General features: G+C 72.5%; 12 protein-coding genes. 9 read left to right on the top strand and 3 right to left on the bottom strand.

Annotation, left to right across the window (positions count from 1 at the left end; genetic code table 11):
• Positions 1 to 24: 24 nt before the first annotated feature.
• Both QTQ03_RS15580 and QTQ03_RS15575 read right to left on the bottom strand, forming a co-directional pair.
• Positions 25 to 750 (bottom strand): methyltransferase domain-containing protein, encoded by a 726-nt coding sequence (locus QTQ03_RS15580; RefSeq protein ID WP_289278670.1) that lies wholly within the window; start codon positions 748 to 750, stop codon positions 25 to 27.
• 74 nt (positions 751 to 824) lie between these two features.
• Positions 825 to 2,462: an ABC-F family ATP-binding cassette domain-containing protein gene (locus QTQ03_RS15575; RefSeq protein ID WP_289278669.1), complete on the bottom strand. Its 1,638-nt coding sequence runs from the start codon at positions 2,460 to 2,462 to the stop codon at positions 825 to 827.
• A gap of 186 nt (positions 2,463 to 2,648) precedes the next feature.
• On the opposite strand from QTQ03_RS15575, the gene QTQ03_RS15570 reads away from it, so the two are divergent.
• The 4 genes from QTQ03_RS15570 (at position 2,649) to QTQ03_RS15555 (ending at position 5,765) form a co-directional block, all read left to right on the top strand.
• Positions 2,649 to 3,410, top strand: a complete 762-nt coding sequence (locus tag QTQ03_RS15570; protein WP_289278668.1) for an ROK family protein — start codon at positions 2,649 to 2,651, stop codon at positions 3,408 to 3,410.
• 89 nt (positions 3,411 to 3,499) lie between these two features.
• Positions 3,500 to 3,862, top strand: coding sequence for a tetratricopeptide repeat protein (locus QTQ03_RS15565; protein WP_289278667.1), 363 nt, complete (start codon positions 3,500 to 3,502; stop codon positions 3,860 to 3,862).
• Positions 3,863 to 4,127: 265 nt separating this feature from the next.
• Positions 4,128 to 5,270, top strand: a complete 1,143-nt coding sequence (locus QTQ03_RS15560; protein ID WP_289279559.1) for an IS701 family transposase — start codon at positions 4,128 to 4,130, stop codon at positions 5,268 to 5,270.
• Positions 5,271 to 5,510: 240 nt separating this feature from the next.
• Entirely contained in the window at positions 5,511 to 5,765 is a 255-nt protein-coding gene (locus QTQ03_RS15555) for a Smr/MutS family protein (protein WP_289278666.1), read from the top strand.
• A gap of 100 nt (positions 5,766 to 5,865) precedes the next feature.
• Here QTQ03_RS15555 and QTQ03_RS15550 read toward each other — a convergent pair whose 3' ends face one another.
• A complete protein-coding gene (locus tag QTQ03_RS15550; protein ID WP_289278665.1) occupies positions 5,866 to 8,289 on the bottom strand; it encodes a M28 family peptidase in 2,424 nt (807 codons plus the stop codon).
• Between the two features lie 246 nt (positions 8,290 to 8,535).
• Here QTQ03_RS15550 and QTQ03_RS15545 point away from each other — a divergent pair, with 246 nt between their 5' ends.
• From QTQ03_RS15545 to QTQ03_RS15525, 5 genes are all read left to right on the top strand, one after another.
• On the top strand, positions 8,536 to 9,786 hold the full coding sequence (locus QTQ03_RS15545; protein WP_502889866.1) for a PP2C family protein-serine/threonine phosphatase: 1,251 nt from the start codon (positions 8,536 to 8,538) through the stop codon (positions 9,784 to 9,786).
• Positions 9,786 to 11,489 (top strand): sensor histidine kinase, encoded by a 1,704-nt coding sequence (locus tag QTQ03_RS15540; RefSeq protein WP_289278664.1) that lies wholly within the window; start codon positions 9,786 to 9,788, stop codon positions 11,487 to 11,489. Before QTQ03_RS15545 ends, QTQ03_RS15540 begins: the two co-directional genes overlap by 1 nt.
• Positions 11,486 to 11,938 carry a response regulator gene (locus tag QTQ03_RS15535; protein WP_289278663.1) on the top strand — a complete coding sequence of 151 codons (453 nt, stop codon included), beginning with the start codon at positions 11,486 to 11,488 and terminating at the stop codon, positions 11,936 to 11,938. The genes QTQ03_RS15540 and QTQ03_RS15535 overlap by 4 nt, the downstream gene beginning before the upstream one ends.
• Positions 11,931 to 12,743, top strand: a complete 813-nt coding sequence (locus QTQ03_RS15530; protein ID WP_289278662.1) for an inositol monophosphatase family protein — start codon at positions 11,931 to 11,933, stop codon at positions 12,741 to 12,743. Before QTQ03_RS15535 ends, QTQ03_RS15530 begins: the two co-directional genes overlap by 8 nt.
• 180 nt (positions 12,744 to 12,923) lie before the next feature.
• Positions 12,924 to 13,931, top strand: coding sequence for a coiled-coil domain-containing protein (locus tag QTQ03_RS15525; protein ID WP_289278661.1), 1,008 nt, complete (start codon positions 12,924 to 12,926; stop codon positions 13,929 to 13,931).
• Positions 13,932 to 13,933: the final 2 nt, after the last annotated feature.

Here is a 13,933-nt window from a genome sequence, read left to right as displayed (position 1 = left end):
CGACGCGGCGGCGGGTGGGCGGTGTCAGGTGAAGAAGCGGGCCAGGTGGGCGGGGCGTGGCGGCTCGGCGTCGGGGAGCAGAGGGGTGAGATCGGCGAAGATGCTGGCGCCGTCGCAGCCGGTGTGCAGCGGGTACCAGCGCGGCGCACCCGGGGGACGCAGGAAGCAGATGCCCTTGATGGTCTGGACGTCGAGCAGCCGGACGTGGGTAGGGTCGGCGACCGCGTTGACATGCCCCCACCAGGGGCTCATCACGTGCAGGACGCCGCCCGGCCGCAGCACCCGGTGCGCCTCGTCGACCAGCGGCAGGAAGTCGATCAGGTGCTCCAGGATGTGGACGGTGAAGAGCACGTCCACCGAGTCGTCGGCCAGCGGCAGCGTGCTCGACAGATCCGCGACGGCGTCTACGCCCAGCGCCGGGAAGATGTCCAGTCCCAGGTTGCCCGGCCACTGCTTGGTTGCCCCGCAGCCCAGGTCGACGACCACCGGATCCCGTCCGCCGACGCGGACCCGACACCACACCGCCAGGACGCCGGCGAGCCGGCCGACACGGTCCCGCACCAGACGCAGGTCGTCCGGCTCGCCGACCTCCCCGGTCAGGTGGGCCACGCCCCGGTCGAAGCGCACCTCGACGGCGAGGTCCCGCAGGCGGTCGTCGTGCCGGGCCTGATCCGTCCACGCCTCGGCGAGAAACTCGTCGACCGCCCGCAGCCGCTCGGCCGAGGACTGGGTCATCACCAACGCGACCATCGGCCCACCTCCGGCCGCCCGTTACCCACATCCCCGCCCGGTATGCCCCGCCCGTACGGCCAGCCTCCGGTGGATCAGTCCTCGGCGATCCGGCCGGCCGTCACGCGCAGCCGCCGGTTGACGCTGACCGCGTCGAGCATCCGCCGGTCGTGGGTGACCAGCAGCAGCGTCCCCGGGTAGCTGGCCAGCGCGGACTCCAACTGCTCGATCGCCGGCAGGTCGAGGTGGTTGGTCGGCTCGTCGAGCACCAGCAGGTTCACCCCGCGTCCCTGCAACAGCGCCAGCGCCGCCCGGGTGCGTTCGCCGGGGGAGAGGGTCGCCGCCGGCCGCAGCACGTGCGCCGCGCGCAGGCCGAACTTGGCCAGCAGGGTCCGCGCGTCCGCCGGCGACAGGTCGGGTACGGCCAGCCGGAACGCGTTGAGCAGTGGTACCTCGCCGAGGAAGAGGCCGCGCGCCTGGTCCACCTCGCCGACGACGACACCAGGCCCGAGCGACGACCGTCCGGCGTCCAGCGGCAGCCGGCCCAGCAAGGCGGCCAGCAGGGTCGACTTACCGGACCCGTTCGCGCCGGTGACGGCCACTCGGTCGGCCCAGTCGATCTGGAGGTTCACCGGTCCGAGGGTGAAGGCGCCACGGCGTACCACCGCCTCGTGGAGCGTGGCCACGACCGCGCCGGCGCGGGGAGCGGCGGCGATCTCCATCCGCAGTTCCCACTCCTTGCGCGGCTCCTCGACCGTCTCCAGCCGTTCGATCAGCCGCTCGGTCTGCCGGGCCTTGGCCGCCTGCTTCTCGGTCGACTCGGAGCGGAACCTGCGGCCGATCTTGTCGTTGTCGGTCGCCTTCCGGCGGGCGTTGCGGACGCCCTTCTCCATCCACGACCGCTGCGTCCGCGCCCGTGCCTCCAGCTCGGCGCGGGTCTGCGCAAACTCCTCGTAGTCAGCGCGGGCGTGTCGCCGCGCCACCTCCCGCTCCTCCAGGTACGCGGTGTAGCCACCGCCGTAGTGGTTGATCTGGCCTTGGTGCAGGTCCAGCTCCAGCACCCGGGTCACCGTGCGGGTCAGGAACTCCCGGTCGTGGCTGACCAGCACCGTGCCGGCGCGCAGCCCGGTGACGAACTGCTCGAGCCGCTCCAGCCCGGCCAGGTCGAGGTCGTTGGTCGGCTCGTCGAGGAGGAAGACGTCGTACCGGCTGAGCAGCAGCGACGCCAGGCCCGCCCGGGCGGCCTGACCGCCGGAGAGGCCGGTCATCTCCGCGTCGAGGGAGACGGCGAGGCCGAGATCGGCGGCGACCTGCTCAGCACGGTCGTCCAGGTCCGCGCCGCCGAGGGCGAGCCAGCGGTCCAGCGCCTCGGTGTAGGCGTCGTCGGCGCCGGGTGCGCCGGCACTCAGCGCTTCCGTGGCCGCATCCAGGTCAGCCTGTGCTCCGGCCACCCCGGTCCGCCGGGAGAGGAAGTCGCGGACACGCTCGCCGGCCCGCCGCTCGGGTTCCTGCGGCAGGTGCCCGACGGTCGCGGTGGGCGGGCTCAGCGTGACAGTCCCGGCCTCCGCCGGCAGCAGCCCGGCGAGGACACGCAGCAGCGTCGACTTGCCCGCGCCGTTCGGCCCGACCAGCCCGACCACGTCCCCGGGACCGACCACCAGGTCCAATCCCGAGAACAGCTGCCGCTCCCCGTGTCCGGCGCCCAGCCCCTTGACAACCACCGTCTCACCCATCGCACCCGACCCTATCCGCGGTAGGAAGGCCCCCGATCATCGCCTGGAGTGGTGGAAGGGCTTCCATGGTGCCGCTCTCCCGCGGACCTCGCGGGTTTCTCCGGACCTCGCGGGTTTCTCCGGACCTCGCGGGTTTCTGCGGACCCGAGGGGTAGGTGCGCGGAGTGGGCGGCAGACTCACAAGTCGTGGTGACGACTCTGGCGTTCGACTGCGGTGGCGGCGGGATCAAGGCGTCGGTGCTCGACGCGGCGGGGACGATGCGGGCGCGGCCCTTGCGGGTAGCGACCCCGTACCCGCTGTCGCCCGCGCTCTTCGTCAAGACGCTGCGCGACCTGGGGTCGCGGCTGCCGGCCGCGGACCGCCTGACCGTGGGAATGCCGGGCATGATCCGGCACGGGGTCGTGGTGGCGACACCCCACTACGTGACCCGCTCCGGCCCGCGTAGCCGGGTGGACCCGGAACTGGTCGCCGAGTGGTCGGGGTACGACGCACGCAGCGCCCTCGCCGACGCCTTCGACGTGCCGGCGCTGGTGCTCAACGACGCGGAGGTACACGGGGCCGGGGTGGTCGCCGGCACCGGATGCGAGCTGGTGCTGACCCTCGGAACCGGCCTGGGCAGCGCCCTCTTCGACGGCGGGGTGCTCGCCCCGCACCTCGAGTTGTCCCACGCGCCGGTGCGCTGGGGCACGACGTACGACACGTACGTCGGCGAGGTGGAGCGGCGCCGCCTGGGCGACGCGTTCTGGTCCCGCCGGGTCCGGCAGGTGGTGGAGGGGTTGCGGCCGGTGTTCCGCTGGGACCGGCTCTACCTGGGCGGGGGCAACTCCCGGCTGGTTCGGCCGGAGCAGTTGGCCCGGATGGGTGACGACGTCGTGGTGGTACCGAACACGGCGGGCATCGTCGGCGGCGTCCGCGCCTGGGACCTCACCGCTGCGCGGTCCGGCTGACCACCCGACCTTCGCCGGGGAACAGTCGCGGTACGGCTGATGTTGTGCCAGCGTCGGGGAATGGCGACGGGACACGAGGGGTGGGTCGAATGGATCTTCTGGCCGAGTACCGGCGGGCGACTCTGTTCTTCGAGGCCGGTGACCCGAGCGGGGCGGCCCGGCTGCTCGAGCCGATCGTCGAGGCCGAGCCCGGCAACAGCGCGGTGCGGCAGTTGCTGGCCCGGGCGTACTTCCAGTCGGCGCAGCTGCGCCGGGCCGAGGAGCAGCTTCGTGAACTGGTCGACCGGGACCCCAGCGACCACTACGCCCACCATGTGCTGGGCCGGACGCTGGAGCGACTGAACCGGCCGGTCGACGCGCTGCGGCACCTGCGCATCGCGGCGGCCATGTACCACGGCAACGACGACTACCAGGCGGCGCTGCGTCGGGTGGAGGCTCGGGTCGGCCGCTGAGCGCGCGACAGGGCAGCCCGTGCGGGCTGCCCTGTCGCGCTGCCCGGGGCGGGGCGGCCCGCCGGGCAGCAGGTGCCGAGCTGCGTTGCGGAAGCAGGTGACTCGATCCCGCCAGTCTGTCGATCATCGGGTGGGACAGCTCGATCCCGGTGACGGGCACCGGTTTGCCGCAGGACAGCCCTGCGCCGGCCGCGGTTAGTACTGCAACGGCGGGTCGTAGCTTCGGGTGCTGATCATTCGTTGGTTGGTTGTGGTGGATGCGCGGGTGGTCGGGTCGTGGGATGCCGGGTTGGAGGAGTTGTTCTTCCGGTTCGCGCATCGGTTTGAGCGGGTGGAGCCGCGGCGGCGGGCATGGGCGTATGTGCGGGGGCTACTGGCACCGTTGGAGCGGCGTAACGGCTGGACCCTCGCGGAGCAGGCTGGGCATGTGTCGCCGGACGGGTTGCAGGGCATGTTGTGCAGCGCGGCGTGGGATCGGGACGCGGTCCGCGATGACGTGCGCGATTACGTGGTGGACCAGATCGGCGATGCGGCCGGGGTGCTCATCGCTGACGAGACGGGGTTCGTCAAGAAGGGCCGTGCGTCGGCGGGGGTCCAACGGCAGTATTCGGGTACGGCGGGCAAGACCGAGAACTGCCAGATCGGCACGTTCCTGTGCTACGCCACGCCGCGGGGTCGGGCGTTGATCGATCGGGAGTTGTACCTGCCCAAGTCGTGGACCGGTGATCGGGACCGGTGCCGGCGCTCGGCGATCCCGGACGCCGTCGGGTTCGCGACCAAGCCGCAGCAGGCGCAGGCCATGCTGGAGCGGGCGGTCACCGCGGGGGTGCCGTTTTCGTGGTTCACGGCCGATGAGGCCTACGGGCAGAACCCTGGCCTGCGGGGCTGGTTGGAGGATCGGGACATCGCGTACGTGATGGCCACCCGACGCGACGATCGGGTGCCCTCCGGGCTGCACACCACCACCGGTGTCGACGAGCTGATCGGCAGGGTGCGTGCGGGCGCGTGGCAACGACTGTCGTGTGGTGACGGCGCGCACGGGCCGCGCCGCTACGACTGGGCTCGGCTGCCGATCCGCCGCACCTTTGCCCACGGCCGCCGCGGCTGGGTCCTGGCCCGACGCTCGATCACGGATCCCGGCGACATCGCCTACTACGTCTGCTTCGGCCCCCGCGGCACCCGACTACGCGACCTGGTGCGGGTCGCCGGTAGCCGTTGGTCGGTGGAGGAATCGTTCCAGACCGCGAAGAACGAGGTCGGCCTGGACCAGTACCAGGTCCGCCGCTACGACGCCTGGTACGCCCACATCACCCTCGCGATGGCCGCCGCCGCGTTCCTCGTCGTCACCCGCGCCCTCGAAGCCGCAAAGGGGGCACCACCGCAAACGAGCGCAGCCAGATCCCGCTGAGCAGCAACGAAATCCGCCGCCTGTTCGCCCACCTCGTCCTGACCACCCGCCGTCGAGCCGACCACATCCTGCGCTGGTCCGACTTCCGCCGTCGCCGCCAGGAACAAGCCCGAGCCGCCCACTACCGCAAACGACTCAAACCGCCATAAGTCACGACCCGCCGTTGCAGTATTAGGCCCTCCGGACGGCGGGCCGCCTACCATGGGCAGCCATGGAACCCGACCCGGTGGAGGCCCGGCGATGAAGCTCAAGCTGGACCTGCACGACATCTACAACAAGGGCAGCGACATCGACCGCGCCCTGCGCGAGATCATGGACGAGGCGGTGGCGAAGAAGGCCACTCTTGTGGAGATCATCCCCGGCAAGGGTTCCGGCCAGCTGAAGAAACGGGTGCTGCGGTTCCTGGAGCAGAAGGACGTCAAGCAGCTCTACCACCGGGTCGAGAAGGACTCGAAGAACTTCGGCCGACTCTTCGTCCACTTCCGCTGGAAGTAGCGCCGGCCCCGCGATCACGCGTGTGGTTTCTACGGTTCGCGCCCTTTGGCCCCGTTCTGTTCCAGGCAAAAGGTACGTGATCGCGGGGTCAGGAATGGGGTCAGAGCGAGTAGGTGCGGGCGACCGCGAGCAACTCGGAGCTGTGCGATCCCGCGACGCTGACGTCGGGCGGGCGGGGGCGGAAGCCGGGAAGGGCGGCCAGACCGTCGCTGGCGTCCATCACCCGCAGCGCCACCCGATCCGCCCGCGGGATCACCGTCAGCGTCACCTCGACGCCCTCGGCCGGCGGGGCGTGGAAGACCACCCCGAAACCCCAGCGACCGGCGCGTGGCTCGACCGGTACGGACCGGCCGGCCACCTCGGCGCGCAGGACCGTTGCCGTGCCGGTGTCCACGTGCAGGGTGGCCAGGCGGACCGCGCGCTGCGGGGCGAGCCGCAGCCGCAGCGTGCGTTCGCTGCCGGCGGTGGTGTCGGCCAGCACGTCCAGCGCCGGCGCGGGCAGGTCGGCCGGCTGGGCCGGGCCGGCCAGCAACTCCTCGTCCCCGAAGATCGGGAAGTCCGCGGCGAGCGAGACCGGGCCGTCGACGTACCCGTCCGTCCACGGCTGCGGCTCGGCCTCGTGGCTGAGCCAGCGGGCCTGGCCGGTGTCGGTGTCGAGTGCGTACATCAGGTGGGTGGGCACGGGGTGCCCGGCGTCGAACCGGTCGACGGCGAGCCCGATCCCGGCGAACACCACCGTCGCCAGCGTCGCGGCGGCGGCCGGCAGCCCGCCCAGCCGGCGGGCCCGGACGGCCACCGGCCCATGCTGCCCGTCGGCCGGCGGGTGCAGCAGGTCGACCACGGGTAGTGCGGCCAGGCCGAGGAGCACCGTGACCAGCGCGGCGACGCCGCCGAGGTCCATACCGAGCGCGGGGAAGAGCAGGACGACGGTGGGCAGCAGGAGCACCACCGCCACCGCGCCGGCCAGGGTCTGCGCGACCACCGGCCACGGGCCGTCGATCCGGGTGGCCAGTGCGACCAGCCCGGCCAGCGCGCCGGCCAGCGCCGGCAGGGTCGCGAGGTACGCCCCGCCGGGCACCAGCACGGCGAGCAGCACCCCGAACAGGGCCAGCCAGCCGAGCGCGCCGATCGCCAGCGCGGCCGGACCGACCCGACGGCGGGTCAGCGCGTACCAGGTGAACAGGACGGCGGCGGCGAGTGCCACCACGGCGAGCCGATACCACGTCGGCCGGTACGGGTCGAGCAGTCCGGCGTAGCCGGGGCGCACCGCGGTGACCCCGGCCCAGAGCAGGGTGGCGGCGAGCGGAGCGACCACGAGCGGCACCAGCGCCAGTCCGAAGCCGGCGACGAGCCGGCCGGCGGTCGCCCGGCCCCGACGCCGGGCGAGCCAGCCGAGCGCGACAACGCCACCGAGCGCGATCAGCGCCAGCGGCAGCGTCAGCCAGCCTGGGTAGCGGACCAGTCCCCCGGGGACGGGGAAGTAGGTGGCGTCGTGCCCGGCGTCGAGGGTGGCCAGGTCGACCCGGCCGAACTCGCGGGTCAGCGCGAGAGTGTTGTCGCCGTGGTGCTGGAGGCTCCCCCGGTCCACCGTGGCCGGGGCGTCCAGCGGGGTGTGGTAGATCGCCCCGCCGTCGATGTAGGCCGAGTTCAGCCCGGCGAAGCCGGCCTCGTCGAGGAAGGCGGTGAAGTCGGTGTCGTTCGGCAGGGCACGGTAGATCTCGACCGCGAACGAGGTGCCCACCGGGTGCGGCGCGGCCCTGCCGAAGGCCGCCACGAGTGCGGCGTTCCGCTCGGACGTCTCGAACATGATCACCGGCCCGGTGCTGCCGCGCGCCTCCAGGTTGAGCACGACTCCGCCGCCCGCGGCCAGTGGATGGCTCGACGCGAACGCGGACGCGCCGCACAGGCACGCCTCCTCGGCGTCGGTGAACACGAAGACGACGTCGTTGCGGGGCGGCGGGCCGGCGGTGAGCGCGCGGGCCACTTCGAGGATCGTCGAGGTGCCCGCGGCGTCGTCGTTGCCGCCGGGCCCGGACTGCACGGAGTCGTAGTGGGCGACGAGGAAGACCTTCCCGGTCGGGTCGGTGCCGGGCAGCCGGGCCACCACGTTGCGCACCCGGGCCAGGGTGGTGCCGCCGGCCGCCCCGCTGAGCTGGCCGGCCTCCGCGGCGACGGTGTCCTGCACCTCGGTCTCCATGCCGAGACCGCGCAGCACCCCGAGTAGGTGCTCGCGGACCTGGTCGTTGGCGGGGCTGCCGGCCACGTGGGCGCCGGCGGCGATGACCTGTACGTGCGCGTACGCCCGGGCGGCGCTGAACTCGCCCGGCGGCGCGTCGGGCGGCCGTGGCGCGGGGGTGCGCAGGTCGATCAGGGCGGCGGCGCCGACGGCGACGAGCGCGACCAGCGTGGCCGCGGCGGCCACGAGGCGCCGGCGGGGCCGGGTGAGCGTGCGGTCGGTGGCGGGTACGCGCGGCGGTGCGCCGGCCGGCGCGTGGTCCACGGTCGGGGTGGGAGGTTCGGCCACGGTGACTCCTCGGGTGGGGTGGCATCATCCTGCACCCCCGCCGGCCGGCGGTGAGACGTGCGCCACGGCGAATCGGCGGGCCACCAGCCGAATTGTCCTTCTAGTTCCTTGCTGTTCCCCCTGAGTCGGGCATCGAGGGCCGGGCCGGGGTCGTCGTGTTGTATGGGACCGTTGTCTGATACAGGATCAGCAGGGCACTCGGAAGGAGCCGACATCACCAGCGATCTCCCGCGCCTCGCGGCGGCGGTGCCCCGGCCGCACCGGGCGACCGGCCTGGCCGGTCGGTCCGTCGCGTCCCGCCCCGACCCGCTGGAGGGCCGGGGGCAGCACCCCGGCCTGCCGCCGGCCGAGCAGCTGCGGGTGCTCCTGGTCGAGGACGACGAGGGCGACGCATTCCTGGTCGGCGAGCTGCTCGCCGAGACCAACTCGGGCATCGACCTGCTGGTGGCGGCGAGCCTGTACGAGGCACGCCAGCGCGTGGTGGGCGTGGACTGCGTCCTGCTCGACCTCGGGCTGCCCGACGCGCAGGGCCTCGACGGGCTGCGCCAGGTGCTGGAGATGGCCAGCGGCGCGGCCGTGTGCGTGCTCACCGGCCGATCCGACGAGCACCTCGGCATCGTCGCGGTCGCCAAGGGCGCGCAGGACTATCTGGTCAAGGGGCAGGTCGACGGGGTGCTGCTGACCCGCGCGCTGCGGTACGCGGTCGAGCGCAAGCGCGCCGACGAGAACGCCCGCCGGCTGCGCGAGGTGGAGCTGCGTCAGGCCGAGTCGGCCCGCCTGGAGCGTGGGCTGCTGCCGCAACCGCTGATGACGACCGATCAGGTCGCGGTGCACACCTTCTACCGGCCCGGCCGGCACGCCGCCCTGATCGGCGGTGACTTCTTCGACGTGGTACAGACCCGGCCCGACCGGGTGGACCTGATCGTCGGCGACGTCTGCGGACACGGGGTGGACGAGGCGGCGCTCGGCGTCGAACTGCGGGTCGCCTGGCGGGCGCTGATCCTCGCCGGCGTGCCCGACGACGAGGTGCTGCCGGCGCTGGAGCAGGTGCTGACGAGCGAGCGCCGGCTCCAGGAAATATTCGCGACGGTCGCCACCACCCGGCTGCACCTGGACACCAACCGGGCCACGGTCCGGCTGGCCGGGCATCCGCCGCCGCTGCTGCTCGCCGGGGGGCGGGTCGCGCCCGTCCCGGCGCCCGGCGGGCTGCTGCTCGGGGTGCAGCCGCGCCGGCCGGTCGCGTACGACCTGACGTTCGACACCGAGGACTGGTCCTTGTTGATGTACACCGACGGCCTGATCGAGGGACGCGTGGACGAGGGTGACGAGCGCCTGGACGTGGCCGGCCTGACCGGTCTGCTCACCGATCCGGTCGCCGCCGGGGTGCCGCTGCCCGAGCTGCCCGCGTGGCTGGTCGGGCAGGCTGAGCAGCTCAACGGCGGCCCGCTCGCCGACGACGTCGCCATGCTGCTGGTCACCCGGGGCGGTGGTCGGTGATGACGGGTGTGCGGGGCTGGACGCTTCGCCTCCGCGTGGTCGCGCTGCTCACCGTCGTCGGCGTGTTGCTGGGTATCCTGGTCGCCGCGGTCATCGTGGTGGCGGCGCAGAACCGTCAGTACACCCACAACGTGCTGGACCGTTCGGGTCCGCTGCGGGCGCAGTCCCAGGAACTGCTCGGTGTCCTGGTGGATCAGGAGACCGCGGTCCGCGGCTACGCCGTGACCGGCGATCCGGACAACCTGACCCCGTACCACCAGGGCCGGGACCGGGAACGGCAGCTCTACCAGGGGATGCGGTCGCTGATCGGCCCCTACCCGGATTTGGCCGGCCAGCTGGACACGGTGGAGGCGCAGGCGGGCGAGTGGCGTGCCACCGTCGCCGAGCCGATCATCGAGGTCACCGCCCGCGACGGCACGGCGGCCGGGCAGGCGCTGGTCAGCGACCAGAGCCGGCTGCGTTTCGACGGCATCCGGGCCTCCCTCGACGCCCTCCAGGACGGGATCCTGGCCGAGCGTGAGCGGGGCGCCGGGCGCATCTACCGCACCAGCAGCCTGCTGGTCGTGCTGTTGATCGCGGCGGTGCTGGTGGTGGTGGTCGCCGGGGTGGTGCTGCTGGTCTCGCTGGACCGGATCGTGGTCCGTCCGCTGATCGGTGTGGCCGCTCAGGTGCGCCAGGTGGCCGGGGGCGACTACCGGCATGTCATCGCGGGTAGCGGGCCGCCCGAGTTCCAGCGCCTCGCGGCGGACGTCGACGCGATGCGGCGGAAGATCGCCGAGGACCTCGACGAGGTGCGGGAGGCGCGCGAGCGGATCGGGTGGGTCAACGGCCAGCTCCAGCGACAGGCCGAGGAGCTGACCCGCTCCAACCGGGACCTGGAGCAGTTCGCCTACGTCGCCTCGCACGACCTCCAGGAACCGCTGCGCAAGGTGGCCAGCTTCTGCCAGCTACTGCAGCGCCGGTACGCCGGGCAGCTCGACGAGCGGGCCGACCAGTACATCGCCTTCGCGGTGGACGGGGCGCAGCGGATGCAGCGGCTCATCAACGACCTGCTCGCCTTCTCCCGGATCGGCCGGCTCACCACCGGTTTCACCGAGGTCGACCTCAACAAGGTGATGGGTGACGTGGCGGCGCAGACCGAGGCCGCCCGGCAGTACGCCGATGCGGAGCTGACCTGGGGCGAGCTGCCGGTGATCCGGGGCGAGGCGCCACTGCTGACGAACTTGCTGGCCAACCTGGTCGGAAACTCGGTCAAGTTCCGCCGCGCGGGAGTGCCGCCGAAGGTTCGGGTGTCGGCCCGGCTGGTCGGTGCCGAGTGGGAGATCAGCTGCGAGGACAACGGCATCGGGATCGAGCCGGAGTTCACCGACAAGATCTTCGTCATCTTCCAGCGGCTGCACGCCAGGGACGCCTACCCGGGCACCGGCATCGGACTGGCGATCGTCAAGAAGATCGTGGAGTATCACGATGGCCGGGTCTGGGTGGATACGAGCGTTTCCGGGGGGACGGCGATCCGGTTCACCGTGCCGGCACTGCCCGAGCAGGTCGACGCTGCCGAGGACACGACGACCGTCCGGGCGGACGGCGGACGGGCGGACGGCGGCGAGACCGCCGGCGGTGTCGGGGCCACGGATGGCCCGGACAGCCCCGGTGGGGTGTCAGGAGGCGATAGAACAGGTGGCATGAGGGAGGCGGTGGGATGACCGTTCCGGCGGACGGCAACAGCCCGATCGAGGTCCTGCTGGTCGAGGACGATCCGGGTGACGTGCTGATGACCCAGGAGGCGTTCGAGGAGCACAAGCTTCGCAACCGCCTGACCGTGGTGTCCGACGGTGCCGAGGCCCTGGCGTATCTGCGGCGCGAGGAACCATACGCGGACGTGGTGCTGCCGGATCTGATCCTGCTCGACCTGAACCTTCCTCGGCGTGACGGGCGGGAGGTGCTTGAGGAGATCAAGAAGGACGAGCAGCTCTGTCGCATCCCCGTGGTGGTGCTGACCACATCCCAGGCGGACGAGGACATCCTGCGCAGCTACCAACTCCACGCCAACGCGTACGTCACCAAGCCGGTGGACTTCGAGCGGTTCATCTCGGTGGTGCGGCAGATCGACGAGTTCTTCGTCAGCGTGGTCAAGCTTCCGCCGCGTGGCTGACACACTGCTCGACGACGTCGGCGGGCTGCTTCGCGAGGCGGCCGACCAGGCCGTGCTGCCGCTGTTCGGGAAGCTCGACGACGACGACGTCGCCGAGAAGGCCCCCGGCGACCTGGTCACCGTGGCCGACCGCCAGGCCGAGGAGCTGATCTCGGCCGGCCTGCGCCGGCTTCGGCCGGGTTCGGTGGTCGTCGGCGAGGAGGCGGTGGCCGACGACCCGGGGCTGCTGCGGCACCTGCAGGGGTCGGGTGACGTGTGGCTGGTGGACCCGGTCGACGGCACGGCGAACTTCGCCGCCGGACGACAGCCGTTCGCGGTGATGGTCGCCTTGCTGACCGACGGGGAGCCGTACGCCGGGTGGGTACTCGATCCGCTCGCCGGGACGCTGGCGGCGGCGCGTGTGGGCGACCGGACGTACCTCGACGGGCGGCCGGTGCGCATGACCGAGGTCTCCGCCGCGCCCGGCGGGCTGCGCGGCGCGGCGATGTCCCGCTACCTGCCGCCGTCGGCCCGAGCGCGTGTCAATGCCGGCGGCGAGCGGCTGGGCGAGCTGCTCCCCGGTCAGCACTGCGCCGGTCGGGAGTACCTGGACCTGCTCACCGGCGCCCAGCAGTTCGTGCTCTTCTGGCGCACCCTGCCGTGGGACCACGCCCCCGGCACCCTGCTGGTGCGGGCGGCCGGCGGGGTCGCCCGGCGGTTCGACGGCTCCGACTACCACCCGGCCGACGACGGGCACGGCCTGCTGGTGGCGGCCAACGAGCGGGTCTGGGCGCAGGTGCGGGAGGCGTTGCTCGGCGCAGCGTGACAGCGGAGCAACCGAGCGTCGATGATCGATGGTTCGCGGGGTTACGGGGCCTGGTCGCCGGCACCAGGTCGGGTATCGTGTCCGGCGGTCTTCACCAGCAGGCCGCCGTCCGGCGCCGGTGGAGCCGCCGCCGCGCTGTGGCACCGACGGGGGGCCGGCGGCCGATCGGAAGGATGCACCGTGCGTTCGTCCCTGCCCCGCGGGCGTCGTGGCCCGCTGATCGTCGTCCTCGTCGCCGTGGCGTTGCTGTTCGGCTTCGGTGCCGCCCCCGCGTACGCCGAACCCAACGAGGGGGGCAGCAAGAAGCTACGGGATGCCCTGGCGGCCACCGCCAAGGCGCACATCGACGCGACGGCGAAGCTGGACAACTCCAAGCGCCGGCAGCAGGCGCTGGGCGCCGAGCTGAAGGCCGTCGAGGTGCGCCTGGTGGACCTGACCAGCCAGGTCGGCGAGGTGGCGGCGCAGTCGTATCGGCTGGGCCGGCTCACCTCGGCGGCGATGCTGCTGGAGAGCACGTCGCCGGAGGCGTTCCTGGAGCGGGTGGTGAGCCTGGACACGATGGCCCAGCGTGACGGTCGGACGGTGCGCGAGCTGACCGACGCCCGGCAGGCGAAGCGGGATGCCAAGATCGCCATCGACACCGAGGTCCGCGAGCAGGCGAAGCAGGTTGCCGTGCTGGCGAAGAACAAGAAGGCGGCCGAGGCGGCGCTCGCCGCGGTCAGCTCGGGGAGCAGCTCCGGCTTCAGCGGCCTGTCGACGACCGCCAAACCCGCGCCGCGCAACTCGGACGGCTCCTGGCCGGCGGAGTCCTGCTCGGTGAAGGATCCGACCACCTCGGGCTGCATCACCCCGCGCACCCTGCACATGCTCCAGCAGGCCCAGGCGGCCAACTACAAGCGGTACGTCTCCTGTCACCGCAGTGGTGGCGACGGCGAGCACCCGAAGGGGCGGGCCTGCGACTTCGCCGCCGCCACCGGGGGGTTCGAGAACGTCTCCGCGTCCGGCGGCGACAAGGCGTACGGTGACAGCCTGGCCAACTATCTCAAGAGCAACGCCAGCCGGCTCGGGGTGATGTACGTGATCTGGTACCGGCAGATCTGGATGCCGAGCACCGGCTGGCGGTCGTACAGCGGTGGCGGGAGCCCCGCCGCAGACCATACGAATCATGTTCATGTTTCGATGTCCTGACG

Origin of the sequence: Micromonospora sp. WMMA1363 (assembly GCF_030345795.1) — a bacterium.
Taxonomy (GTDB): Bacteria; Actinomycetota; Actinomycetes; order Mycobacteriales; family Micromonosporaceae; genus Micromonospora.
Note: the sequence above shows the minus strand (reverse complement) of the source record. Positions and strands in the feature narration are given on the sequence as shown.

Bases quoted from the DNA above. Each gene is read 5' to 3' on its own strand.
- QTQ03_RS15580 (WP_289278670.1), bottom strand. From the start codon at position 750: ATGGTCGCGTTGGTGATGACCCAGTCCTCGGCCGAGCGGCTGCGGGCG.
- QTQ03_RS15575 (WP_289278669.1), bottom strand. From the start codon at position 2,462: ATGGGTGAGACGGTGGTTGTCAAGGGGCTGGGCGCCGGACACGGGGAG.
- QTQ03_RS15565 (WP_289278667.1), top strand. From the start codon at position 3,500: ATGGATCTTCTGGCCGAGTACCGGCGGGCGACTCTGTTCTTCGAGGCC.
- QTQ03_RS15555 (WP_289278666.1), top strand. From the start codon at position 5,511: ATGAAGCTCAAGCTGGACCTGCACGACATCTACAACAAGGGCAGCGAC.
- QTQ03_RS15540 (WP_289278664.1), top strand. From the start codon at position 9,786: ATGACGGGTGTGCGGGGCTGGACGCTTCGCCTCCGCGTGGTCGCGCTG.
- QTQ03_RS15535 (WP_289278663.1), top strand. From the start codon at position 11,486: ATGACCGTTCCGGCGGACGGCAACAGCCCGATCGAGGTCCTGCTGGTC.